Annotated in this window: 21 protein-coding genes; 7 read left to right on the top strand and 14 right to left on the bottom strand. The window is 65.8% G+C overall.

The genetic code is table 11. The annotated features are described in order from the left end of the window. Positions 1-14: 14 nt before the first annotated feature. On the bottom strand, positions 15-695 hold the full coding sequence (locus tag QZ546_RS08345) for a response regulator transcription factor (protein ID WP_294236130.1): 681 nt from the start codon (positions 693-695) through the stop codon (positions 15-17). Positions 696-738: 43 nt separating this feature from the next. Beyond that, positions 739-1059 carry a hypothetical protein gene (locus tag QZ546_RS08340; RefSeq protein ID WP_294236129.1) on the bottom strand — a complete coding sequence of 107 codons (321 nt, stop codon included), beginning with the start codon at positions 1057-1059 and terminating at the stop codon, positions 739-741. A 113-nt stretch (positions 1060-1172) separates the two neighbouring features. Here QZ546_RS08340 and QZ546_RS08335 point away from each other — a divergent pair, with 113 nt between their 5' ends. After that, complete coding sequence (locus tag QZ546_RS08335; protein WP_294236128.1) at positions 1173-2957, top strand: ABC-F family ATP-binding cassette domain-containing protein; 1785 nt, start codon at positions 1173-1175, stop codon at positions 2955-2957. Positions 2958-2972: 15 nt separating this feature from the next. On the opposite strand, the gene QZ546_RS08330 is transcribed toward QZ546_RS08335, so the two are convergent. The 4 genes from QZ546_RS08330 to QZ546_RS08315 form a co-directional block, all read right to left on the bottom strand. Continuing rightward, a complete protein-coding gene (locus QZ546_RS08330) occupies positions 2973-4298 on the bottom strand; it encodes a TadE/TadG family type IV pilus assembly protein (RefSeq protein WP_294236127.1) in 1326 nt (441 codons plus the stop codon). 5 nt (positions 4299-4303) lie between these two features. After that, complete coding sequence (locus QZ546_RS08325) at positions 4304-4837, bottom strand: TadE/TadG family type IV pilus assembly protein (protein ID WP_294236126.1); 534 nt, start codon at positions 4835-4837, stop codon at positions 4304-4306. Then, complete coding sequence (locus tag QZ546_RS08320; protein ID WP_294236125.1) at positions 4834-5412, bottom strand: TadE/TadG family type IV pilus assembly protein; 579 nt, start codon at positions 5410-5412, stop codon at positions 4834-4836. Before QZ546_RS08320 ends, QZ546_RS08325 begins: the two co-directional genes overlap by 4 nt. 93 nt (positions 5413-5505) lie before the next feature. Next, the gene (locus QZ546_RS08315; protein ID WP_294236124.1) at positions 5506-6249 is read right to left on the bottom strand and encodes a dienelactone hydrolase family protein; all 744 of its coding nucleotides are present in this window, start codon (positions 6247-6249) and stop codon (positions 5506-5508) included. 126 nt (positions 6250-6375) lie between these two features. On the opposite strand from QZ546_RS08315, the gene QZ546_RS08310 reads away from it, so the two are divergent. From QZ546_RS08310 to QZ546_RS08300, 3 genes are all read left to right on the top strand, one after another. Then, a complete protein-coding gene (locus QZ546_RS08310; RefSeq protein ID WP_294236123.1) occupies positions 6376-6963 on the top strand; it encodes a DUF2238 domain-containing protein in 588 nt (195 codons plus the stop codon). 164 nt (positions 6964-7127) lie between these two features. Continuing rightward, entirely contained in the window at positions 7128-7907 is a 780-nt protein-coding gene (locus QZ546_RS08305; RefSeq protein ID WP_294236122.1) for an SDR family oxidoreductase, read from the top strand. A gap of 40 nt (positions 7908-7947) precedes the next feature. Continuing rightward, positions 7948-9171, top strand: a complete 1224-nt coding sequence (locus tag QZ546_RS08300) for a threonine synthase (protein ID WP_294236121.1) — start codon at positions 7948-7950, stop codon at positions 9169-9171. A gap of 95 nt (positions 9172-9266) precedes the next feature. Here the strand turns inward: QZ546_RS08300 and QZ546_RS08295 are convergent, their stop codons facing one another. The 3 genes from QZ546_RS08295 to QZ546_RS08285 are packed head-to-tail and all read right to left on the bottom strand — an operon-like array spanning position 9267 to position 12906. After that, positions 9267-10517 (bottom strand): arsenic transporter, encoded by a 1251-nt coding sequence (locus QZ546_RS08295; RefSeq protein WP_294236154.1) that lies wholly within the window; start codon positions 10515-10517, stop codon positions 9267-9269. Further along, complete coding sequence (locus QZ546_RS08290; protein WP_294236120.1) at positions 10514-11620, bottom strand: metallophosphoesterase; 1107 nt, start codon at positions 11618-11620, stop codon at positions 10514-10516. The genes QZ546_RS08295 and QZ546_RS08290 overlap by 4 nt, the downstream gene beginning before the upstream one ends. Then, positions 11617-12906 (bottom strand): MFS transporter, encoded by a 1290-nt coding sequence (locus tag QZ546_RS08285; protein ID WP_294236119.1) that lies wholly within the window; start codon positions 12904-12906, stop codon positions 11617-11619. The genes QZ546_RS08290 and QZ546_RS08285 overlap by 4 nt, the downstream gene beginning before the upstream one ends. Before the next feature lie 303 nt (positions 12907-13209). Between QZ546_RS08285 and QZ546_RS08280 the strand changes: the two genes are divergently transcribed. Then, positions 13210-14979 carry a retroviral-like aspartic protease family protein gene (locus QZ546_RS08280; protein WP_294236118.1) on the top strand — a complete coding sequence of 590 codons (1770 nt, stop codon included), beginning with the start codon at positions 13210-13212 and terminating at the stop codon, positions 14977-14979. 109 nt (positions 14980-15088) lie between these two features. Here QZ546_RS08280 and QZ546_RS08275 read toward each other — a convergent pair whose 3' ends face one another. Beyond that, entirely contained in the window at positions 15089-17173 is a 2085-nt protein-coding gene (locus tag QZ546_RS08275; RefSeq protein WP_294236117.1) for a TonB-dependent receptor, read from the bottom strand. A gap of 203 nt (positions 17174-17376) precedes the next feature. On the opposite strand from QZ546_RS08275, the gene QZ546_RS08270 reads away from it, so the two are divergent. Then, positions 17377-17556 (top strand): hypothetical protein, encoded by a 180-nt coding sequence (locus tag QZ546_RS08270; RefSeq protein WP_042490606.1) that lies wholly within the window; start codon positions 17377-17379, stop codon positions 17554-17556. Between the two features lie 116 nt (positions 17557-17672). Here the strand turns inward: QZ546_RS08270 and QZ546_RS08265 are convergent, their stop codons facing one another. Beyond that, positions 17673-18125, bottom strand: a complete 453-nt coding sequence (locus QZ546_RS08265; RefSeq protein ID WP_294236116.1) for an Lrp/AsnC family transcriptional regulator — start codon at positions 18123-18125, stop codon at positions 17673-17675. An 89-nt stretch (positions 18126-18214) separates the two neighbouring features. Here QZ546_RS08265 and QZ546_RS08260 point away from each other — a divergent pair, with 89 nt between their 5' ends. Beyond that, positions 18215-18529: a cupin domain-containing protein gene (locus QZ546_RS08260; protein ID WP_294236115.1), complete on the top strand. Its 315-nt coding sequence runs from the start codon at positions 18215-18217 to the stop codon at positions 18527-18529. A 108-nt stretch (positions 18530-18637) separates the two neighbouring features. On the opposite strand, the gene QZ546_RS08255 is transcribed toward QZ546_RS08260, so the two are convergent. The 3 genes from QZ546_RS08255 to QZ546_RS08245 form a co-directional block, all read right to left on the bottom strand. Further along, positions 18638-19519, bottom strand: coding sequence for a GyrI-like domain-containing protein (locus QZ546_RS08255; protein WP_294236114.1), 882 nt, complete (start codon positions 19517-19519; stop codon positions 18638-18640). A 281-nt stretch (positions 19520-19800) separates the two neighbouring features. Further along, entirely contained in the window at positions 19801-20151 is a 351-nt protein-coding gene (locus tag QZ546_RS08250) for a VOC family protein (RefSeq protein ID WP_294236113.1), read from the bottom strand. A gap of 65 nt (positions 20152-20216) precedes the next feature. Further along, a complete protein-coding gene (locus QZ546_RS08245; RefSeq protein WP_294236112.1) occupies positions 20217-20633 on the bottom strand; it encodes a GNAT family N-acetyltransferase in 417 nt (138 codons plus the stop codon). Positions 20634-20661: the final 28 nt, after the last annotated feature.

The following is a 20661-nucleotide window of genomic DNA, read 5'->3' as shown; positions in this document are numbered from 1 at the left end:
CGGGAAGGACCGGATCAGGCCGCCGCGCCACCCGCCGCCGGATCGTCCAAGCTATAGCCCAGGCCCCGGATGGTGGTGATCACATCCTGGCCCAGCTTCTTGCGGATGCGCGTCACGAACACCTCGATCGTGTTCGAATCGCGGTCGAAATCCTGGTCGTAGATATGCTCGATCAGCTCGGTGCGGCTGACGACCTTACCCTTGTGGTGAAGCAGATAGCTGAGCAGCTTATATTCCTGCGCGGTCAGCTTCACCGGCTCGCCCGCGCGCGTGACCTTGCCCGAGCGGGTGTCGAGGCGGACATCGCCGGCGGTCAGCTCGGACGAGGCATTGCCGCTGGCGCGCCGGATCAGCGCACGCAGGCGGGCGATCAGTTCCTCGGTCTGGAAAGGCTTGGCGACATAATCGTCGGCGCCCGCATCCAGCCCGGCCACCTTGTCCGACCAGCTGTCGCGCGCGGTCAGCACCAGGACGGGCATGGTCTTGCCCTCCTTGCGCCAGCGGTCGAGCACGGTCAGCCCGTCGATCTCCGGCAGGCCGAGGTCGAGGACGATCGCGTCATAGCTCTCGGTCGAGCCGAGGAAATGCCCCTCCTCGCCGTCCGTGGCCAGGTCGATGGCGTAGCCCGCACCCTCCAGCGTGGCCTTCAGCTGCTGGCCGAGATTGGGCTCGTCCTCGACGATCAGAACGCGCATCGTACAACTCCCTGTATGTCCATGAGGCTCACCGAGCGGCCGGTCATCCGCCGTCGGTCCGGCCGATGATGCGGCCCGTGCGGCCGTCCACCTCCACCCAGATGACCGTGCCATTGCGCAGGAATTTAAGCGTGTAAACCGCCGCCTGCGCATCATAGTCGACGCCGATATATTGCGCGTCGCGCATGATGGGCACGACCCGCGCCTCGATCTCGCGCAGCGACAAATTGCCTTCCTTGCGCTGCTGATACGCACGGATCTGGTCGCCGCGACGCTGATCGCCCCCCGACATCATCGGCGGATCGAACATCGGCGGCGAGCCCAGCGGTGCGGCGAGCAGAGCCAGAAGGACGGTCATCGACATGAAACTGGCATAGCGGGCAACCGTTGAACAGCCTCTGAATGGATCATGCAGCGGCGCGACAGCGCATGGACCGCTTGCCGGGTTCCGCTCCCGCGCCTAACTGCATCCCTATCATGGCAGCACCCGTTCTTTCCTATGAAGACCTGGGCCTTGTGCAAGGCTCGGGCTGGCTCTTCCGGCATCTCGACATCCATATCGGTCCGCGCGACCGGCTGGCGCTGATCGGGCGCAACGGGGCGGGCAAATCGACCCTGTTGAAGCTGATCGCCGGGATCATCGATTCCGACGAGGGGCGGCGGATGATCGTGCCGGGCACGCACGTCGTGTACCTCGAACAGGACCCGGACCTGATCGGCTGTGCCACGCTAATGGACTATGTGCTGTCGGGCGAGGGGGCGCCGGAAAGCTATGAGGCCGAGGCGATCGCCGGGCAGCTGGGCATCGACCTGACCCGCGACGCCTCCACCGCCAGCGGCGGCGAAAAGCGCCGTGCGGCCATCGTGCGCGCGCTGGCGATGAACCCCGACGTGCTGCTGCTCGACGAGCCGACCAACCATCTCGACCTCGCCGCCATCGAATGGCTGGAGGACTGGCTGAAGCGCTTCACCGGCGCGTTCGTGGTCATCAGCCATGACCGCACCTTCCTGACCCGCCTCACCAAGTCGACCTTGTGGCTGGATCGCGGGCAGATGCGCCGCAACGAGGTCGGCTTCGGCGGCTTCGACGCCTGGACCGAACAGGTCTATGCCGAGGAACAACGCGCCGCCGAGAAGCTCGACGCGAAACTCAAGATCGAGGAGCATTGGCTCCACCGCGGCGTCACCGCGCGGCGCAAGCGCAACCAGGGCCGCCTCGAAAAGCTGCACCAGATGCGTGCCACCCGCGCCGCGATGATCGGGCCGCAGGGTGCCGCCAAGCTCGGCATCGCTTCTGACGACGTGAAGACCAAGGAGGTCATCAAGGCCGAGCATGTCACCAAGCGTTACGGCGACCGCACGATCATCAAGGACCTGACCCTGAAGGTCACGCGCGGCGACCGGATCGGCATCGTCGGCTCGAACGGGGCGGGCAAGACGACGTTGCTGCGCTTGCTGACCGGCGAGATCCAGCCCGACGAGGGCACGGTCTTCCTGGCCAAGACGCTGGACGGCGTCATCATCGACCAGCAGCGCAAGCTGATGGCCCCGGAAAAGCGGGTGCGCGAGGTGCTGGCGGACGGCGGCGACTGGATCGACGTGCGCGGCACCCGCAAACATATCCATGGCTATCTGAAGGAGTTCCTGTTCGATCCCTCGCTGGCCGAGGCGAAGATCGGGACGCTGTCGGGCGGCGAACGCTCGCGCCTGCTGCTCGCCCGCGAATTCGCGCGCGAATCCAACCTGCTGGTCCTCGACGAGCCGACCAACGATCTCGACCTGGAGACGCTCGACCTGTTGCAGGAGGTGATCGGCGATTATGACGGCACCGTCCTGATCGTCAGCCACGACCGCGACTTCCTGGACCGCACGGTGACGGTGACGCTGGGGCTGGACGGGTCGGGCAATGTCGATGTGGTGGCGGGCGGCTATGCCGATTGGGTGGCCAAGCGCAAACAGGCGCCCGAGGCGAAGAAGGCCCCGGCCAAGGCCGCCCCCTCCCCCGCCGCGCCGGTGCAGGCCAAGACCAAGCTCAGCTACAAGGACCGGCGCGATTACGAACTGCTGCCCAAGCGGATTGAAGAACTGGAAACCGGCATCGCCCGCGACGAGGCCAAGCTCGCCGACCCCGATCTCTATGCCAAGGACCCCGCGCAGTTCGACCGGCTGATGAAGGCGATCGAAAAGGCGCGGGACGAAAAGGACGAGGCCGAGATGCGCTGGCTGGAACTGGCCGAGCAGGTCGAGGCGCTGGCCGGATAAGCCCGGCCGCGCGCGTCACCGGGTGATGCGTGCGGTCGCCACGGCGTTCTGGAACAGCGCCGCCATCGCGGTCGCAATGTCCTGGTCGGTCGAAACCTTCGTATAAAGGCCGGGCGACGCGCAGGCCTGAAGCGCCGGTTCGACCTTGTAGAGATAGGGGGCGACGTTGTTCTGGGACCAGGAGTCGCCGGTCAGCGCGTCGGAAAGATATTCGGTGTAGAGCACCGCGATCCGCACGCCCCGCGACTTGATCATGTCGCATTTGGCGGTGTCGACGGCAATTTCGGGTCTGCCGTTGGAACGATACTCGTCGCGCATGCCATCGGTGACGAGGAACATCACCGCCTGGGGGGCCGCCGATCCGATTCCGGTGCCAGGATCGTTCTTGATCAACTGGCTGTTGATCTGATCCATCGCATCGCTGGTTCCGGTATCGGTGTCGTTATAGCCCACATCGGTCGACTTGCACGCCTGGGTCGGGCAGCTGTTGCTGTAGAAGAGCGACGGTTTCAGCTGCTTCGTCGTGGACGCCGCCGTGGCCATGTCGGCCGTCTTGGACTGGAGGATCGAAAAGCCTCCCTTGCCCCGGAAGGTCGCGATCGCGATCTGATAGCGCGCGCCGTTCTTGCTGGACGTGCTGGTCGCATTGGTCGTCAGCTTGGATACCGCTGCGCCCTCGTCGTCGATACGCAACGTCAGGCCATAGGATTTGGCGACGCCGTACAGGTCCGTCATATTGCCGTTCGCATCCCGGCCGGTCAGGTCCTTGGTCGAATGGCACGCAAACTGGCACTTCTTCGAATTGCTCGCCGCGACCTTGGCCAGCCCGGCGCTGGTCGTCGGCAACGCCATCGAGCCGGACACGTCCAGAAGCATGTAGAAGTCGATATCGGGCGCGGTCGCATTGGTCGTCTGCGACTGGCCCGATACGGTCAGCGTCTTGATGCCCAGGATCGCGGCAAAGACGTTGTTCGACACGCCGGTGTAGCGAACCGTGGCGTTGCGCCGCCCCGTATTGTCGGTCGGCGCACTGATCGACACGTTCGTGATCACCACGTCGCCTGAGCCGGTGACGTTGCTCGTCTGGGTGTCGAAGAAGCTGCGGGCATAGGCCACGGCCTGATCGTCGGCCATGCCCAACGCCGTCTTGCTGACCGCCGAAAGCGCGGCGGCATCGGCGATCGCGTTCAACTTCGTCTGCGCCTTCATCGCGCGCGCGTAATCAATCCCCATGCCGATCGTGAAGACCAGCATGGGAAGGACCAGCGCGAACATCATCATCACGGAGCCACGGCGATGCCGGGTCACGCCGAGCGCGGCTTGCAGGAAAGACAGGTTCATGGGGGTCAGCAATCCGAGCAGGCGATCTGGTCCGTGTTGCGCGGAACCATCCAGATATAGTCGTAGAGCGCGATCGGGCCGAACACGCCGAAGGTCGCGACCGGGTTATAGGGATAGCCCACCTCCGCGAGCAGGAAGCTGGTCCCCGGCGCGCTCATGGCCGGATTGACCCGCACGCGTATGCCACGCGTATAGGGATAGGCGTTCTGACCACGGCTCCAGACGATCGAAGTACGCCCCTGGCTGTCGGTCGCGATCTCTGTCACCCGGATCTGGGTCGTACCGGGCGCATAGGGCTGCATCACCTGCGTCGCCGCAGTCAGATTGGCCTGGACTTCGGCGGCGGAGGTTACGCCGGTCGTACTCTGGGCGATCAGATCGACCGCCGCGCGGGCGGTGATCGTCACCTTGCGCTTGCAGGAAACCGCGTCCTGCAACTGCACGCCGCCCAGATACAAGATCAGCATGACCGGCAGGACGAGGGCGAATTCGATCATCGCCACGCCCCGACGATCCCCGATCAGACGGCGCAGGCTCACTGATAGGCCTCTGACTTGGATACCGAGGTCGCGATCAGCGTGGTGGTGCCGCCATTGCCGCTCAGGTCGATATTGGGCGCCAGCCGCATCGGCCAGAGATAGATGAACCGCACCATCACCAGCGATCCCTGGCTGCCCAGATCATAGGACAGGTTGGTCGGTTTGCCGCTGCGGCTGTCATAGTTGAGCGGCGCGGCGGCAGGGGCAAAGGCCGCGCCCGACGACGCGCTACGCACGTCGACATACAGCCGGTTGCACGCCATGAAGGAGGGCAATCCCTTGCACCCCGCCTGGCGGAAACGCTCGGTCAACTGGGCGATGCTCATGCCGGCGCCGCTGCCCTGGATGTCGGCGGCCTGGGCCTGGCCGGTCACGATGCTGCGCGCCGATGTCTCCACCGCGCTCTCCAGCGCCTCCTGCGCCAGATAGGCCAGACCAGTCTGGAGGATCGCCAGCAGCAGCGCGATGAAGGGCGCCGCGACCAGCGCGAATTCGACGATCGCCGCCCCCCGCCGATCGGACAGGATCGGACGCCGAGGGCCTGGACGGCGGCGCGGGGAACAAGGACTCAGCATGGGGAGGACGGTTCTCTTTCCCGTCCATAATGGTCAGAATCCGTTAAACTTCTGCAAACACGACGCCGCCTGCGCCGCGAACGCGCGAGGCCCCTATCGCAGCGCTCGCGCGTACAGCGCCAGCGTCCATTGCATCGCCTGCAGGAACAGCGCGGGGTCGTAGCGAGGCCCTTCGTCGCGCAGAAAGGCATGCTGCCCCGCCACCTCATGCCATTCATAGGATGCGCCGACCGCTTCCAGCCGCGCCCGGATCGCCTCGCGTCCGGCAAAGGGTACATGCGGGTCCTGCCGGCCCCAGACGAACATCGTCTCGGCCTTCAACTTGTCCATGCGCGCCAGGCTGTCGTCCTGACGCCCCGCGCCCAGCGTGCCCGAATGGATATCGGTCGCGTAGAAACATGCCGCCGCGCCGACACGCGGGTCGAGCGCGGCACGGTATGCCAGATGCCCGCCCAGGCACACGCCGAACGTCCCCAACCGCCCGTTGCACGCCGGATGCGCGGCGAGCGCGGTCAGCGCAGCGGCGGCATCGGCGTCATAGGCGGCGACCGATTTGGTGAATTTCAGGTCGTTGCCCCGGTCCGTGCCTGGCTTGTCATAGGCCAGCACCGTGCCGGCGGGCTCATATTCGTGATAGACCTCGGGCACTGCGACGAGATAACCCTGCCCCGCCAGCATCGCCGCCAGCCGCCGGATCGGCGCCGTCACCTGATAGATTTCGGAAAATAGCAGGATGCCGGGAAAGCGCCCCTCGATGGCCGGGCGGAACAGGTGCATCCGCATCGCGCCGCTGCCGGGCACCTCGACATCCTGGGTCTCGTCGCTGCGTAGGATCATGGCGCCTTCGTCCTTGTTTCGACCGCGTCCTTGGCATCCCGGCGGGATCGGGGCAATCGACTTGCCCGGTTGTCCCTTGGCGTTATCGTCGGCGCCGTGATGGGGAGCGGGACAAAGCTGGCGCTGTTGAGTGCGATTTGGGTGGTGGGGCTGCTTGCCTCGGGACTCCACCCGTTCGACCGGGCGACCTGGTGGATGGAGGTCGCGCCGGTGCTGATCGTGTTGCCCCTGCTCTGGGCTATGCGGCGGCGGTTCGTGCCGACCGACCTGGCGCTGATCCTGATCGGCGTGCACGGGCTGATCCTGATGCTGGGCGGCGCCTATAGCTATGCGCGCGTGCCCGCCGGATATTGGGTGCAGGACTGGCTGGATCTGGCCCGCAATCCCTATGACCGGCTGGGCCATTTCGCGCAGGGATTCGTGCCCGCCCTCGTGTTTCGCGAAGGGCTGGTCCGGCGCGGCAGCCTGGTGCGCGGCGGGTTGCTGACGGCCCTCGTCCTCGCCTGTTGCCTGGCGGTCAGCGCCACCTATGAGCTGATCGAGTTCGGCGCGGCGATGGCGCTGGGTCAGGGTGCGGACGAATTTCTGGGGACGCAGGGCGATCCCTGGGACACGCAATGGGACATGCTGATGTGCCTGATCGGCGCGGTGACGGCATTGGCGACATTGTCGCGGGTGCATGATCGGCAGATTGCCGGGATCACGGCGAGGTAGTTTGTTCGCGCAGAGGCGCGAACAAAGGAGATGAAGCGGACACTGGTCGGTGATAGGAACGACCCGAAACCAGGAGTTCTCGACATGGTCCAGCGGCACCGCTGACGCGGCACAGGTCTTCACGGCGGCATGAACCGCCCCCTGCCCCCATTTCGAGAGATTTTATGCCCCGTTTGCAGAACAAGACGTGCGTCGTCACCGGCGCGGCGCGCGGGATCGGCCGTGCCATCGCCCGCCGCTTTCACGACGAAGGCGCGACCGTCATCCTGACCGACCGCGATGCCGAGACCGGCCGGGCCGCCGCCGATACGCTGGATTGCCGCTTCGAGCCGCTGGACGTCGCCGAGGAAGCCGACTGGGCGCGACTGGCGGACATCGTCCCGACCGCCGACGTCGTCGTCAACAATGCCGGGATCACCGGATTCGAGCAGGGCTTCGTGCCCCATGATCCCGAACATGCGTCGCTGGAGGACTGGCACGCGGTGCACCGGGTCAACCTCGACGGCACCTTCCTCGGCTGTCGCTATGCCATCGGCGCGATGAAGGCGAAGGGCGCGGGCTCGATCATCAACATCTCGTCGCGCTCGGGGCTGGTCGGGATACCGGGCGCGGCGGCCTATGCCTCGTCCAAGGCGGCGATCCGCAACCATAGCAAGACGGTCGCGCTCTATTGTGCGCAGAACGGATGGACGATCCGCTGCAATTCCATCCACCCCGCCGCGATCCTGACCCCGATCTGGGAGCCGATGCTGGGCACCGGCCCCGACCGCGCGGCGAAGATGGCGGCGCTGGTCGCCGATACGCCGCTGAAACGCTTCGGCGAGCCGGACGAGGTGGCGGCGATCGCGGTCATGCTGGCGTCCGACGAGGCGACCTATGTGACCGGCGCAGAGTTCAGCATCGACGGCGGGCTGCTCGCCGGGTCGGCGGCCACACCCGGCTAAGCGTATGGCGTCGGGCGGTTTCGACCGATAGGCTGCGCCCATGAATCGCAACCTCACCGAAGACCGCCCGACCTTCGTCACCCATCTGGAATGTTCGCTGACCGGCGAGCGGTATGAGGCGGACCGGCTGCACGGCCTGTCACGCGCCGGGCGGCCGCTGCTCGTCCGCTACGACCTGGAGGCGCTGGGCAAGGCGGTGTCGCGCGACACCATCGCCGCGCGCGACACCGATCTGTGGCGCTGGCGCGAACTGCTGCCGGTCCGGCGGACGGACAGCATCGTGTCGCTGGGCGAGATCGAGACGCCGCTGATCCCCATCCCGCGCTCGGGCGGGGGCTCGGTGCTGGTCAAGGACGAGGGGCGGCTGCCCACCGGATCGTTCAAGGCGCGCGGCCTGGTCATGGCGGTGGCGATGGCGCGCGAGCTGGGTGTGACGCGGATCGCGATGCCGACCAACGGCAATGCGGGCGCGGCGCTGGCCGCCTATGCCGCGCGGTGCGGGATCGAGACGGTGATCCTCTGCCCGGAGGAGACTCCGGAAGTGAATGTCCGCGAGATCGCCGCCCAGGGTGCGCGCGTCTGGCGGGTCAACGGCCAGATCGACGAATGTGGTGCCATCGTCGGGCGCGGGGCGGCCGAGGGGCGCTGGTTCGACTTCTCGACGCTGAAGGAGCCGTACCGGATCGAGGGCAAGAAGACGATGGGGCTGGAACTGGCCGCGCAAGCGGGCTGGGACCTGCCCGATGCGATCTTCTATCCCACCGGCGGCGGCACCGGCCTGATCGGCATGTGGAAGGCGTTCGACGAGATGGAGCGGCTGGGCTGGATCGGCTCAAAGCGGCCGCGCATGTATGCGGTGCAGGCGAGCGGCTGCGCTCCGATCGTTCGCGCCTATGAGGCGGGCGAAGAGCATGCCGAGCGTTGGGAGGATGCCGCGACCGTGGCGGCGGGGATTCGCGTGCCGAAAGCGGTCGGCGACTTCCTGATCCTGCGCGCGGTGCGGGAGTCCGGCGGCGCGGCGCTGGCGGTGGGCGACCCGGCGATCCTGAAGGCGGTGGAAGATTGCGCCAGGCGCGACGGCTTGCTGCTGTGTCCCGAGGGCGGGGCGACGCTGGCAGCGTACAAACAGGCGGTGCGCGACAATCTGGTCGACGAGGATGAGCGGGTGGTCCTGTTCAACTGCGCCACGGGGCTGAAATACCCGATGCCGGAGGCGGGGCAGTGGCTGGACAAGGACGGGGCGATCAACCTGGCGACGCTATGATTACCAAACTCCGTTCAGCCTGAGCGAAGTCGAAGGCCAAGGGGCAACCGTCCCGCATGCACTTCGACTTCGCTCAGTGCGAACGGAGGGTGGCGCTACCCGATCAGCAACCGAATCCCCAGCGCCGCCAGCAAGGCGAGCGGCATCGCCACCGCCCCGACCTTCAGGAAGGCGAGGAAACTCACATCCTCGCCCTCGCGCCGGATAGCCTGAAGCCACAATATCGTCGCCAGCGATCCCGTCACCGACAGGTTCGGTCCCAGGTCGACCCCGATCAGCAGCGCGTCGGTGACGATCTGCGGCGGATGCGCCTGGGCGATGGCGCTGCTGGCGACCAGGCCGGCCGGCAGATTGTTCATCGCATTGCTGACGAACGCCAGCACCGTCCCCGACACCGCCGCCGCGCGCGTCGGATCAGTCAGCATATCGCGAAGGCCCCGCGCCACCCAGGCGATCACGCCGGTCCGGTCGAGCGCCTCGACCAGCACGAACAGCCCCGCGACCAGCGGCAGCACGCCCCAGCTGACCGACCGCGCCAACGTCACCGGCGAGCGCCCCGCCAGCAGCGACACGACCACCGCCGTCGCGATGCCTGCCAAGGCGGTCGGCAGGCCCAGTTCGACGTCGAGCGCCGACATGGTCAGGAGCAGCAGCGCGGTCAGCACGATGCCCGCAATCGCCAGCTTGCCGCCGGTCGACAGCGCCTCGCGCGTCACATCGGATTCGCAGTCCCCCGCGATCCGCGCCCGCTGCGTCCAGCGCAGCACCCCATAGGTCACCACGATCGACCCGATCGAGGGCAATGCGAACGCCTTCATCCACGCGCCCAACGGCGGCATGTGGCCACCATAGAGAACGAGGTTGGCGGGGTTGGAAATGGGCAGCACGAAGCTGGCCGCATTGGCGATCAGCGCGCAGGCGAACAGCAAGGGCAACGGATCGGCCTTCGCCTTCTTCGCCGCGACGAACACGGCGGGGGTCAGGACGACGGCTGTCGCATCGTTCGACATGAAGGTCGTGACGACCACGCCCGTCGCATAGACCAGCGCGAACAGCTTTGCGCGCGACCGGCCCGCCATGTTGACGGCGGTGGCGGCGATCCAGTCGAACGCGCCATGTTCGCGCGCGGTCTCGCTCAGCAGCATCATGCCGGTCAGAAAGAGATAGACGTCGAGGCCCTTGGCAACCGCCTGCCCCGCTTGTGCCAGCGGCATCAGGCCGAGGACGATCAGCAGGACTGCCCCCGTCACCGCCCATATCCATTCGGGCCAGCGCATCGGCCGTGCGATCACGCCCGCCGTCGACAGGCCCGCAATCGCCCAGGTGGCTCCATAGGCAAAGGTCACCATCCGCACCCATTCTTGTTGGGCCCGAGCTGGGCACCGTCGATCCCGGCGATAGGCCAGGCGCCGATCGCGTGGCAATCCTCGCCCGGTGCCACGGGCAGTCGGCGCTTCGGGATCGCATGGGCGTCGCGGACCAGGCACTCGATCCGGTCATAGCCGTCTCCGCAACGGACCTCGATCGGGTTGAGCCCCTCGTCCAGCGTCACCGTCGCGCGCCACAGGCCATCGCCGCCGCGCGTCATAGGCGTGTCGCGGTCGCCGACCCGTGCGACCGGCGGCGCATCTCCGCCGAACAGCCGGGCGAACACCTCCACCGCGCCGGGACGTGGCACCTGATGCGGGTCGGTCGGGCGGGTGATGAGCCGGACATCGCCCGGCGAGACGATCTGGACATGCGGCCACGGCGCGTCCAGCCGTCGGAAGCGCCAGCTGACCACCCGGTCCTGGACACAGACGATGGTGAAGCCCGGCGCACCGCCATCCTCCTCGATCTGCCCGGTCGAGCGGGTCGCGCCATAGACCACGCGGCCGTCGTTGAGCAGCTCGTTATAATGGGTATGGCCGGTATCGACAAAGGCGACCGCGCCGTCGATGAACTGGCGCGCGATCCGGTCGCCGTCCGCCGCCAGATCGCCAGGATAGGCGTGCATGAAGGCCAAGGGCACCTCGCCTGCCGCCTTCGCTCGCGCCAGTTCCTCGGACAGGCGATTGCGGTGATGCATGGTCAGCCGGAAATCCGGCCCGCCCGCCCCCGCCGACACGACGTCGAGGAACAGGCAGCGATGCCCCGCGATCACCTCGGTCTCCGGCCGATGCGCCTCGGGGATCGCGGCCTCATAGGCGGACAGGTCGCCCGGCTCGAAATCATGGTCGCCGGGGATGATGCGCCAGGGCAGGCTTAGCGGCGCCAGCGCTTCCAGCATCCGGGCATATTGTTCGGGCGTGCCGTGATTGGCATTGTCGCCGGGCACGAAGACGAAGTCGGCGCTGCCCATGTGGGCGTTCACCTGTCCGACGATCGCATGCAGCCGGTCGAGGCTCTGCCAGCCGTCATCCTCGTCCAGGTGCAGGTCTCCGATATGGACCCAGGCGAAGCCGCTCATGCCTTTGCCTCCCGGGGCTCGGCGTTCCCGGCACAGGCCGGGCGCAGCGTTCCCGCGAACCCGATCCACAGCGCCAGGCTCGCCACCGCAAAGCCGCCCAGAATGTAGAAGGCGATGTGATAGCCCAGTTCCTGCGCCAGCCAGCCGCCGATCGCCGGCGACAGCGAGGCGCCGACGCCCTGGATGGTCATCACGGCACCCTGGCCGACATTGACCCGGCCGGTGCCGTTCAGCAGGCAGGCGACGAGGCCCGGCACCGCCACGCTCTGAAGCCCCGCGCCGATGCCGTCGAGCGCCTGGACCGGCCACACGCCCCAATGTTCGATGAAGCTGCCGGCCAGGAAGCCGCGCAAGGGAAGCGCCGCGAACGAGATCAGCAGCACCAACCAGTAGCCCCGCCCGGCGGCGACCTTCATCGCGACCAGGCTGGCGACGATCATGACGGCCTGCGCGACCATCACCGTGGTTGCGGTGAACATCGCCGCATCGCCCTTGCCCGCGCCGACCACCGCCATGCCGTATAGCGGCAGCATCGCGCCGTTGCCCAGGTGGAAACAGGCCAGCGCCGCCGCCAGGATCAGCATCGGCTTGTTGGCCAGGAGCGTCTTGAACCCCTCCGCCTGGCCGCCTTCCTGATCCTCGTCGCCGTCCTTGTCCTCCAGCCCGCGCGCCGCGCGGTGGTCGATCGCGCGCTCGGGGATCGACAGGACCGAGATGATCGCCAGCACGCCGAACGCCGCGGCGAGGTAGAAGATGGCGGGCATCCCGAATTTCCAGCCCAGAAAGCCCGACAGGCCCGCGCCGACCATGTTGCCCGCATGGTTCCACGCCTGGTTGCGGCCATTCTGCGCGTTGAAGCCCTTTTGCCGGACGACGCCCAGCGTCATGCCGGTCACCGCCGGGCCGATCGCCGCCCCCGCGATCGCGGTCGCCACCTGGCTGACCCCGACGACCACGCCCGCCTGCGACCAGAGGATCAGGAAGGACGCGAGCACGGTGCAGATGCCGGTGATCACCACCACCCAGCGTTTCTTGTCGGTATGGTCGATGAACGCGCCCGCAGGCACGGTCATCACCATGCCCGCGACGCCGCCCAGCGTCATGACCGAGCCGATCGGCCCGGTCTGCCATCCGCGCTGTTGCAGGAAGACGCCCAGGAACGGGCCGATCCCCGCCTGCATGTCCGCCATGAAGAAGTTGAGGGCCTGAAGCCAGCGAGTCGCGCGCCGCCGGTCAGCGTCCGGCGCACGGGATGAAGAAGAATTGGGCAATGCCGCTGTGGCCATGACGGGTCTCCGCGATATGCGGGGGCCCAACCCGGCAACACTTTGAAATATCCGTACAGAAGATGATTTATGTTGGACAAAATGACAGTCGATGACCAATGCACTGAATAGGCTTGATAATTCCTCCATATTCTCGATGAGGCCATGTGCGCTACATGTCATGAATTTCATGATTGGCCGGCGGAACAAAATATTGGCGGCCGGTTACGACCTCCCTCAACTTGCATTTCCGCGATTTAAGCATCCCGTCATCTTCGTCGGTTTCACGCCCTGATAGGTTCGCCGCCGCAACGCGAAATGGGGATGACGGGGATGATCGGGGCCTATCGCAAGGCGGGTGCGCTGGCGGCGTTGATGATCGGGACGGCGAGCCCGGCCATGGCCGCGACGCCGTGCAAGATCGGACAGATGGTGGCGATCCCCATCACGATGCAGGGCTTTCGCCCGGTCGTCGAAACCCGGATCAACGGCAAGCCCGCGCCCTTCATCCTCGACAGCGGTGCTGCCTATAGCAACATCTCCCCGCCCGAGGCGCGTGAGCTGGGTCTGTCGCTCCGGTCCCTGCCCATGGGCTTCCGAGTCGGTGGCATCGGCGGCAGCTCCGACGCCTCGATGACGACCGTCAAGGATTTCAAGCTGGCCGGGCTCGACATCCCCAATGTCCAGTTCATCGTCAGCGGCAGCTATGTCGGCCAGATCGGCCTGATCGGTCAGAATGTCCTGGGGTTGGGGGATGTCGAATATGACCTGCCCGGCGGCATGGTCCGGCTGTTCAAGCCGAGCAATTGCGGCAAGTCGGCCATGGCTTATTGGACCGGCGGCCAGCCCTTTTTCGAAATCCCGATCGAGAGCCGCGACAATGGACAGCGTCACACGGTGGGTACGGTCGAGCTGGACGGGGCGAAGCTGAACGCGACGTTCGACACCGGCGCGACGCAGACCACCGTGTCGCTGCGCGCCGCCGCCCGCGCCGGGGTGCATCCCGGCGATCCCGGCGTCGAGCTGGCCGGGGCGGGCTATGGCCTGGGCAGCCATGTGGTGCAGAGCTGGATCGCGCGGTTCAAGCTGCTGAAGATCGGCAATGAGGAACTGCACAATGTCCGCCTGCATATCGAGGATATGGGCTCGATCGACACCGACATGCTGCTGGGCGCGGACTTCTTCGTCTCGCACCGCCTCTATGTCTCCAATGCGCAGCATCGCATCTATTTCACCTATAATGGCGGGCGTCTGTTCGACTCGACCGCCCATGCCGATGCCACCGCCGCCGTCGTGACGGCGCAAGGCGCGACCACGGACGCGACGCCGACCGATGCCGAGGGCTATAGCCGCCGCGGTGCGATGTATGTGACGCAGCACGACCTGCCCCGCGCGATCGACGACTTTACCAAGGCGATCGCGATGGCGCCCAAGGACCCGCGCTTTCCCCGCCAGCGCGCGCTGGCGTATATGGCGCAGCGCCGCCCCGTGCTGGCGATCGACGATCTGAACACCACCCTGACGCTGGATCCCACCGACACGCGCGCGCGGCTGATCCGTGCCGAATTGCGGGTTCGCGCAGGCAATCCGGCGGGGACGATCGGCGACCTCGACCTGCTGAACACCCAATTGCCGCGCGAAGACGCCGCGCGCCTGCAGATGGCGCAGCTTTATGCCCGCGCGGACGCGTTCGATGCGGCGATCGCGCAATATGATCTGTGGATGACCGGCCGCCGCGAGGATGCCGAGCGCAGTACCGCGCAGAACGGGCGATGCTGGGCGCGGATGCTGGCCGACAAGGATCTGGACAAGGCGATGGGCGACTGCAACGCCGCCGTGCGCGCGCTGCCCCGCAATGGCAGCTTTCTCGACAGCCGCGGCTTCGTCCATCTCCGCCTGAAGGAGGATCAGGCCGCGCTGGCCGATTTTAACGCGGCGCTGGCCCTTGATCCAAGGCGGGCCTGGGCGCTCTATGGCCGGGCACTGGCCGAGGCGCATCTGGGCATGACCACCCAGGCCGCGCAGGACCGGACGCTGGCGACCGCGCTCGACAAGACGCTACCGCAGCGGATGAAGAAATACGGGATCGGCTGATCGGCTTCATTCCTCCCCGCAAGGGGACGGAGGGGTGTCCCGATAACGGGACACCCCTCCCCCAGCTTCGCCGGTAGCCCTCCCCTATCGGGGGAGGACAATCATGGCATCAGAACGCCTTCGACAGCCCCACGAAGAAACCGCGACGCGGGCCATATTGCGGCGCGCCGACGCCCACGCCGGTTCCGTCGCGGATTTCATATTTGTGGTCGAGCACGTTGATGACATCGAAGCGGATGTCGAGATTGGGCCCGGCCAGATGCTGGCTCGCGGTCAGGTTGAACTGCGCATAGGGTGCGATCTTTGCGCCGTTGGGAATGTCGTTGACGTCATCGTCACGGCGCAGCCCCGAGCCATAGATCATGCTGCCGCCCAGCTTCGTGCCCTGGCTGAATGCATAGGACAGGCCCGCCGAGCCGGTGAAGGTCTGGTCGTGATCCAGATAGATGTAATGGTTGGCGATATAGGCCAGATCGTCCGGCGAGAAGCTGAACTGGCTGGAGACGATGTTGCGCCCCTTCGCCTTGGCGGCGGCGAAATTGGCATAAGCGAGCAGGCCGCCGCGCGCATAGCTGACATTCGCCTCGATACCGCCGATGCGACCCTGCTTATAGTTGAACGGGGTCAGGATGATCGGCGCGCCGAACTGCCCCTCGTCGATCAGGTTCTTCGAGATGCGGTAATAGGCGTCGATGCCATAGGTGAAATAACGGCTGGGCTTGGCCTGGAACCCGACGTCGAAATAATCCTGCCGCTCGGCATAGGGCACGTCGTTGAGCGGATTGGCAGGATAGGCGCTGGTGCCGACGAACTTGGCGATGCTGGTATTGCCGACCAGCTCGAAGGGCGGCGGCACGAAATAGCGCGAATAGCCCGCATGGAGCGTATAGATGCTGCCCGGCTGCCAGACCAGGTTGACGCGCGGCGACAGCTGCCCCTCGCGCCGATAGCCGTTATAGAGGTCGTAGCGGCCGCCATAGTTGAGCGTCAGCTTGGGCGCGAGCTTCCATTCGTCCTGCAGATAGGCGCTGAAGCTGGTCGCGGTCTTGCCGCCATTGTCGGTGATCGCGATCGGCTCGCCCGTCTGGCCGCCATTCGCATCGACCGGGAACACCTGGGTCGTGGTGTCGCTGGTCGAGCGGTCGCGGGTGACGAGCAGGCCGCCGCGCAGCGTATGGGCGCTGCCGACATGATAGACCGCGTCGACCTGTCCGCCGATCGCGAAGTCCTGCTTATACGCCTGCTGCGCCTGGCCGTTATAGAGCAGCTCGCCCAGCACGTCGGGGCGATAGCGCAGCGAGGAATAGCGCGCGAACAGCGACGCCTGCACCGTCAGCGGCTCGGCATCGTGGAGGAACGCGACCTGGCCGAAGCCGGTCTTCTCCAGCTGCGTCTCGTTCAGCTTTTCGCTGGGGAAGGCAGTCTGGCCGCCGACGCTCCATCCCGCGCTCGGCTGTTGCCCGACCGGGTTGGGGATCTGGAACCACTGGTTGGAATAGCCGCCGACGAAGGACACGCGGTTCTGGTCGTCCAGGATATGGTCGACATAGGCAAAGCCCTGATACTGGTCGGTATCATCATGCACCGGGTTGGACCGGCCATCGACGCTCTCGATGCCCAGGCCGCTGTGCCGGTAATCGCCCGACACGAAGTAATTGGTGCTTCCGCTCGAGCCGCCATAGGTCAGGCTGGGCTGGATGGTATTGTGGCTGCCGCCATAGATGGACGCGGTGCCGCCATTGTCGAACAGGCCGCTCTTGGTCGTGATGTCGATCACGCCCGCCGTGCGCAGGCCATATTGCGCGGGCAGCGCGCCGGTCAGGATGTTGACCTTGTCGACCAGGCGCGGCGACAGGGTCTGGCCGAATACCGCCAGACCTTCGGGCAGGATGGTGCCGTTGATGCGGTATTGCAGCCCGTTATGGTCGTCGCGGACGTGGAACTGGCCGAAACCGTCCTGCACGATGCCGGGCGCCTGGAGCAGGATCTGGTTGAACTGCTGGTTCTCGCCGCCGGGCAGCGCCTTGATCGTCTCGCTGCTGATTTCATAATTGGAGGCGCCCAGGCTCGGCTGGATATGCTCGCGCGCGGTGTCGAGTCGCTTGGCGGTGACGACGATATCGCTGCTCTGGCCAGTCGGGGCCTGATCCGAGTCGGACGCAGGCACGCCCCGCGTCTGCGCCAGCGCGGGCATGGTTATGGCAGACGAAGCGACACAGCAAAGGAGCACACCAAAACGCATAGACAACCCCAAATGATATAACGTCTCCCGATCGGGCTATCTTGCTGCACCGCGATACAATGGCAAGCGGCACAGGCGTCCATGACGCATTTGTAAGCAACCTATCATGCGGCCCCGGCCATGGTCAGCGGTGCGGGATCGGCCTATAAGGGGCCATGGCCGAACGCTTTGAACGACATCGCCAGCCCTGGCGCCAGGACGAAATCCAGAAGCTGCACACGCTCGCCAAGAAGGGCATGGCGCTGAAGGCCATTGCCAAGGCGCTGACCCGCAGCGAGGAGTCGGTCAAGGCGCGGGCGAAGGAAGACGGACTGTCGATCGCCAAGCTGCATTGAGGCGGGGGCTCGCCGGCGGCCAGCGCCGACGGAACTGAATATCGCCTTTTCCCAAAAAAGATGGTTGATGGGGAAATTGAAGGTGCGGTCAGTCGGAGTTTCCCCCCAAGTTGCAATCAGGCCTGTGTCGATCCTGTCCGTTGTGACAAAATGACCGTTGTCTCGACGTTCCTGATCCCTTCGATGGTCTGAAGGCGATCGGCCAGTTGGGACAGCGCTTGCGGCGAAGCGGCCGAGACAACCAGCACGGCGTCCCGATCACCGGCGATCGAGTATATGCGCTCGACCTCCGGCCATTCGGCAAGCCTGTCAGTGACGAGCGCGCACGGCCGCACTGAAATGGACAGCGAAACCAGCGCCATGACGCCTGCCACCACGTCGGAAGCGAGTGTCGTCGTATAGCCAAGGATTATGCCGTCCCGCTCGAGCCGAGCGATACGCGCCTGCACGGCCGTGCGTGAAAGGTTGAGATCGCGGCCGAGCGACGCAACAGGCTTGCGGGCATCCCGACGCAGCAATGCCACCAATCGCTGGTCGATCTCGTCGAGTCGTTTGCCTGTTCGGTTCATCTGCACCTTCGAAACGTCGTCACTTACGGCGATCTGCCATCTCGTCTATTCCCATCCTCCGTACCATCTCGGCGGCACCAAGGGAGGGTATGATGAAGATTGTCGAAGCCAGTGCATTTCAAGGTGGGCGGCCCTGGGAGGCGCTGGATATCGGTGAGATCGATGGCGTGACCATTCGGCTGCACTGGACCGACCAGCCATATATCTGGCACGTGAACGACGGACCGGAGGTCTTCGTCGTTCTCGATGGAAGCTTCGATATGCAGGTTCGCGAAAATGGCGTCGACCAAGTCCACCGGCTGACACCCGGATCGATCTTCCATGCCGAACAAGGGGATGCGCATCGTGCCGTTCCTATCGGCACGGCGCGCGCTTTGGTCATCGAGCGAGCAGGCAGTATCTGAACGTCTCAAATATGAACGGCGACCGAGACAGCCCGAGCCGTCCCATTAGGGGGTATTTTGAAAAAGGACGGCCTGTTCGCTACGAAACAATGCCGCCCATGGAACCAACTATCTCAGCGGCAGGAACAGTTCCGCGACAGCTTCATGTTCCGGCACCTCCGGGAAGAAGGTGATGCGCCGGCAGTAGAGCGGAAAGTCTAGCACTTCCTCGCCGCTGGCCGGTAGCCAATCGCGGTAGAGGTACAAGGCGGCATGCTCCAGATTGTCGGTGTTGCCGACGACACGCAGCACCGCACAGCGTCCACCGGGAATGGTGCCGACCTCGATCCGCTCGCCATGCGCGTCGATCGGGCGATCGGTGCCGACGCACAGGTCCATGCGATACTCGGCCGGAGGCGTCGTGCGTGGGTCGGCGTGGAAGACGTTGAAGGTCGGGTTGGTCTTCGGCGACAGTCCGGTCGCTTTGCGCCAGGCTATGAACCGCTGGATGGTCGCGCCAATCGTTGCCGGGTCGCCGCGATGCTCCATGATCGCCACGGGCGTCGGGCTCACGTCGCGGATCGTCACGTCGTCGGGGGTGTAGGTGGTCTGCATGAGCTTACTCCTCGCGTTGTCGAGAGGCCCGAAGGCCGCAAGCCACGGCTCCCAGTCGGGAGCCTTCCTGAACGACGACGGCGACTGCCCGAACCTTCGCCTAAAGGCGCGGGCGAAGGCATCCGGCGCATAGTAACCGGCATCCATCGCTATGTCGGTCACGCTCTGCGCGTCCCGGTAAGCCAACTGGTAGGATGCCCGCTTCATGCGGGCCAGTTGGACGTAGCGATGCACCGACAGACCGAAGGTCGCCGTGAATTGCCGGTGGAAGTGGTATTTCGAGAAGGCCGCGATGCCACTCACCACATCCAAGTCCAGATTGTCCTCCAGATGCCGGTCGATATGATCCAGCACCCGCTGCATCCGGGCATGGTAGTTTTGAAGCGCCGCCGTCATCTCGTCCTATCCTCTTGGCGACACAAGTTAGGCGCTCCCGGCTATGACGCGCTCGACCGATCTTGCGGTTCTGGCGTCGTCTGCCGGCTTTCTCGTTTGCGAACTCGAGACGCGAATCCGCCCCCGCCCCTTGCGTCGACGGCCGCCTGCGAACTCCGCTTTCTCAAAACCCGTTCCCGATCGCGCTTTCCCGAAAAGGCCCGGGGGGGGGGCCCGCCGTGCCGGCCCGAACGTCCAGGGGTTGGCGAGGAAGCCCGATGCCATCCATAACCCAAGCCCCCTCACCCCATGACCCGCCCGATCCGTACCAGCACCCCGGTTGGATCGCTGACCGCAAATTCGTACGTGCCCCAGGGCTTGGCGTGCGGCGCGCCGGGTTCGATGATGCGGTCGCGCACGCGCGCCGCCACCGCGTCGACATCCTCGACATAGAGGTACAGGCCGAAGGGATTGTCCTCCACCCGGGGCGGCCAGCCGGGCATGTGGTTCAGGTGCAGGTGCCAGCCGCGCCCATCCTCCAGGATGCGATAGCCGCCGAAATCCGCCGCCAACTCGAACCCCAGCAGTCGGTAGAAGGCGGTGCTGGCGTCCAGGTCGCTGGCAGGCACGATGGCGACGACATGGTGGTTCATCGGGCGATCCTCTCCGCTTCGGATCGGCGGATCGTGCCGCAAAGCTCAGGGGTTGGCGAGTCCGGTCAAGGGCGGAAGCATAGGATCGGCCGCGCCCAGCGGGCCTTCGGGGTGGGAGGCTTCGTCCCGATAACGGTTGCGCCCATCGTCTCGTAAAACCCCGCCGATGGTGGGTGGGATATGATCTTCACCGCCGCTACGCCCAGCCGCTTCGCCTCGCCCGCCATGTGCCGGAACAGCGCCGCGCCCAATCCCGCCCCCTGCGCATGGTCGGAGACGAACAACAGGTCCAGTTCGGGCTCCGGCACCAGTGTCAGGCTGTAAAAGCCCAGAAGGACGCCCTCTTTCTCCGCGACATGGAACAGGTCGGCGGCGATCTGCTCGGGCGTGATCGCATAGCCTTCCAATATGCTGGCATAGTGGCCGCGATAGGCCGACGCGGCGTGCATCAGGGCGGTCAGCGCCGCCGCGTCCAGGGGCACACCCGGTCGGATGGTGAACGCCGCGGGG

This window comes from uncultured Sphingomonas sp. (genome assembly GCF_913062585.1).
In the GTDB taxonomy this organism is placed as follows: domain Bacteria; phylum Pseudomonadota; class Alphaproteobacteria; order Sphingomonadales; family Sphingomonadaceae; genus Sphingomonas.
The sequence above is the reverse complement of the archived record's forward strand: the minus strand, read 5'-3'. Positions and strand labels throughout refer to the sequence as shown.

What these genes read in the sequence shown, in the direction of transcription:
- QZ546_RS08335 (WP_294236128.1), top strand. Translation starts at nt 1,173, where the DNA reads ATGGCAGCACCCGTTCTTTCCTATGAAGACCTGGGCCTTGTGCAAGGC.
- QZ546_RS08250 (WP_294236113.1), bottom strand. Translation starts at nt 20,151, where the DNA reads ATGAACCACCATGTCGTCGCCATCGTGCCTGCCAGCGACCTGGACGCC.
- QZ546_RS08290 (WP_294236120.1), bottom strand. Translation starts at nt 11,620, where the DNA reads ATGAGCGGCTTCGCCTGGGTCCATATCGGAGACCTGCACCTGGACGAG.
- QZ546_RS08300 (WP_294236121.1), top strand. Translation starts at nt 7,948, where the DNA reads ATGAATCGCAACCTCACCGAAGACCGCCCGACCTTCGTCACCCATCTG.
- QZ546_RS08255 (WP_294236114.1), bottom strand. Translation starts at nt 19,519, where the DNA reads ATGACGGCGGCGCTTCAAAACTACCATGCCCGGATGCAGCGGGTGCTG.
- QZ546_RS08270 (WP_042490606.1), top strand. Translation starts at nt 17,377, where the DNA reads ATGGCCGAACGCTTTGAACGACATCGCCAGCCCTGGCGCCAGGACGAA.
- QZ546_RS08330 (WP_294236127.1), bottom strand. Translation starts at nt 4,298, where the DNA reads ATGAACCTGTCTTTCCTGCAAGCCGCGCTCGGCGTGACCCGGCATCGC.
- QZ546_RS08305 (WP_294236122.1), top strand. Translation starts at nt 7,128, where the DNA reads ATGCCCCGTTTGCAGAACAAGACGTGCGTCGTCACCGGCGCGGCGCGC.
- QZ546_RS08315 (WP_294236124.1), bottom strand. Translation starts at nt 6,249, where the DNA reads ATGATCCTACGCAGCGACGAGACCCAGGATGTCGAGGTGCCCGGCAGC.
- QZ546_RS08340 (WP_294236129.1), bottom strand. Translation starts at nt 1,059, where the DNA reads ATGTCGATGACCGTCCTTCTGGCTCTGCTCGCCGCACCGCTGGGCTCG.
- QZ546_RS08320 (WP_294236125.1), bottom strand. Translation starts at nt 5,412, where the DNA reads ATGCTGAGTCCTTGTTCCCCGCGCCGCCGTCCAGGCCCTCGGCGTCCG.
- QZ546_RS08345 (WP_294236130.1), bottom strand. Translation starts at nt 695, where the DNA reads ATGCGCGTTCTGATCGTCGAGGACGAGCCCAATCTCGGCCAGCAGCTG.
- QZ546_RS08265 (WP_294236116.1), bottom strand. Translation starts at nt 18,125, where the DNA reads ATGAACCGAACAGGCAAACGACTCGACGAGATCGACCAGCGATTGGTG.
- QZ546_RS08280 (WP_294236118.1), top strand. Translation starts at nt 13,210, where the DNA reads ATGACGGGGATGATCGGGGCCTATCGCAAGGCGGGTGCGCTGGCGGCG.
- QZ546_RS08260 (WP_294236115.1), top strand. Translation starts at nt 18,215, where the DNA reads ATGATGAAGATTGTCGAAGCCAGTGCATTTCAAGGTGGGCGGCCCTGG.
- QZ546_RS08275 (WP_294236117.1), bottom strand. Translation starts at nt 17,173, where the DNA reads ATGCCCGCGCTGGCGCAGACGCGGGGCGTGCCTGCGTCCGACTCGGAT.
- QZ546_RS08285 (WP_294236119.1), bottom strand. Translation starts at nt 12,906, where the DNA reads ATGGCCACAGCGGCATTGCCCAATTCTTCTTCATCCCGTGCGCCGGAC.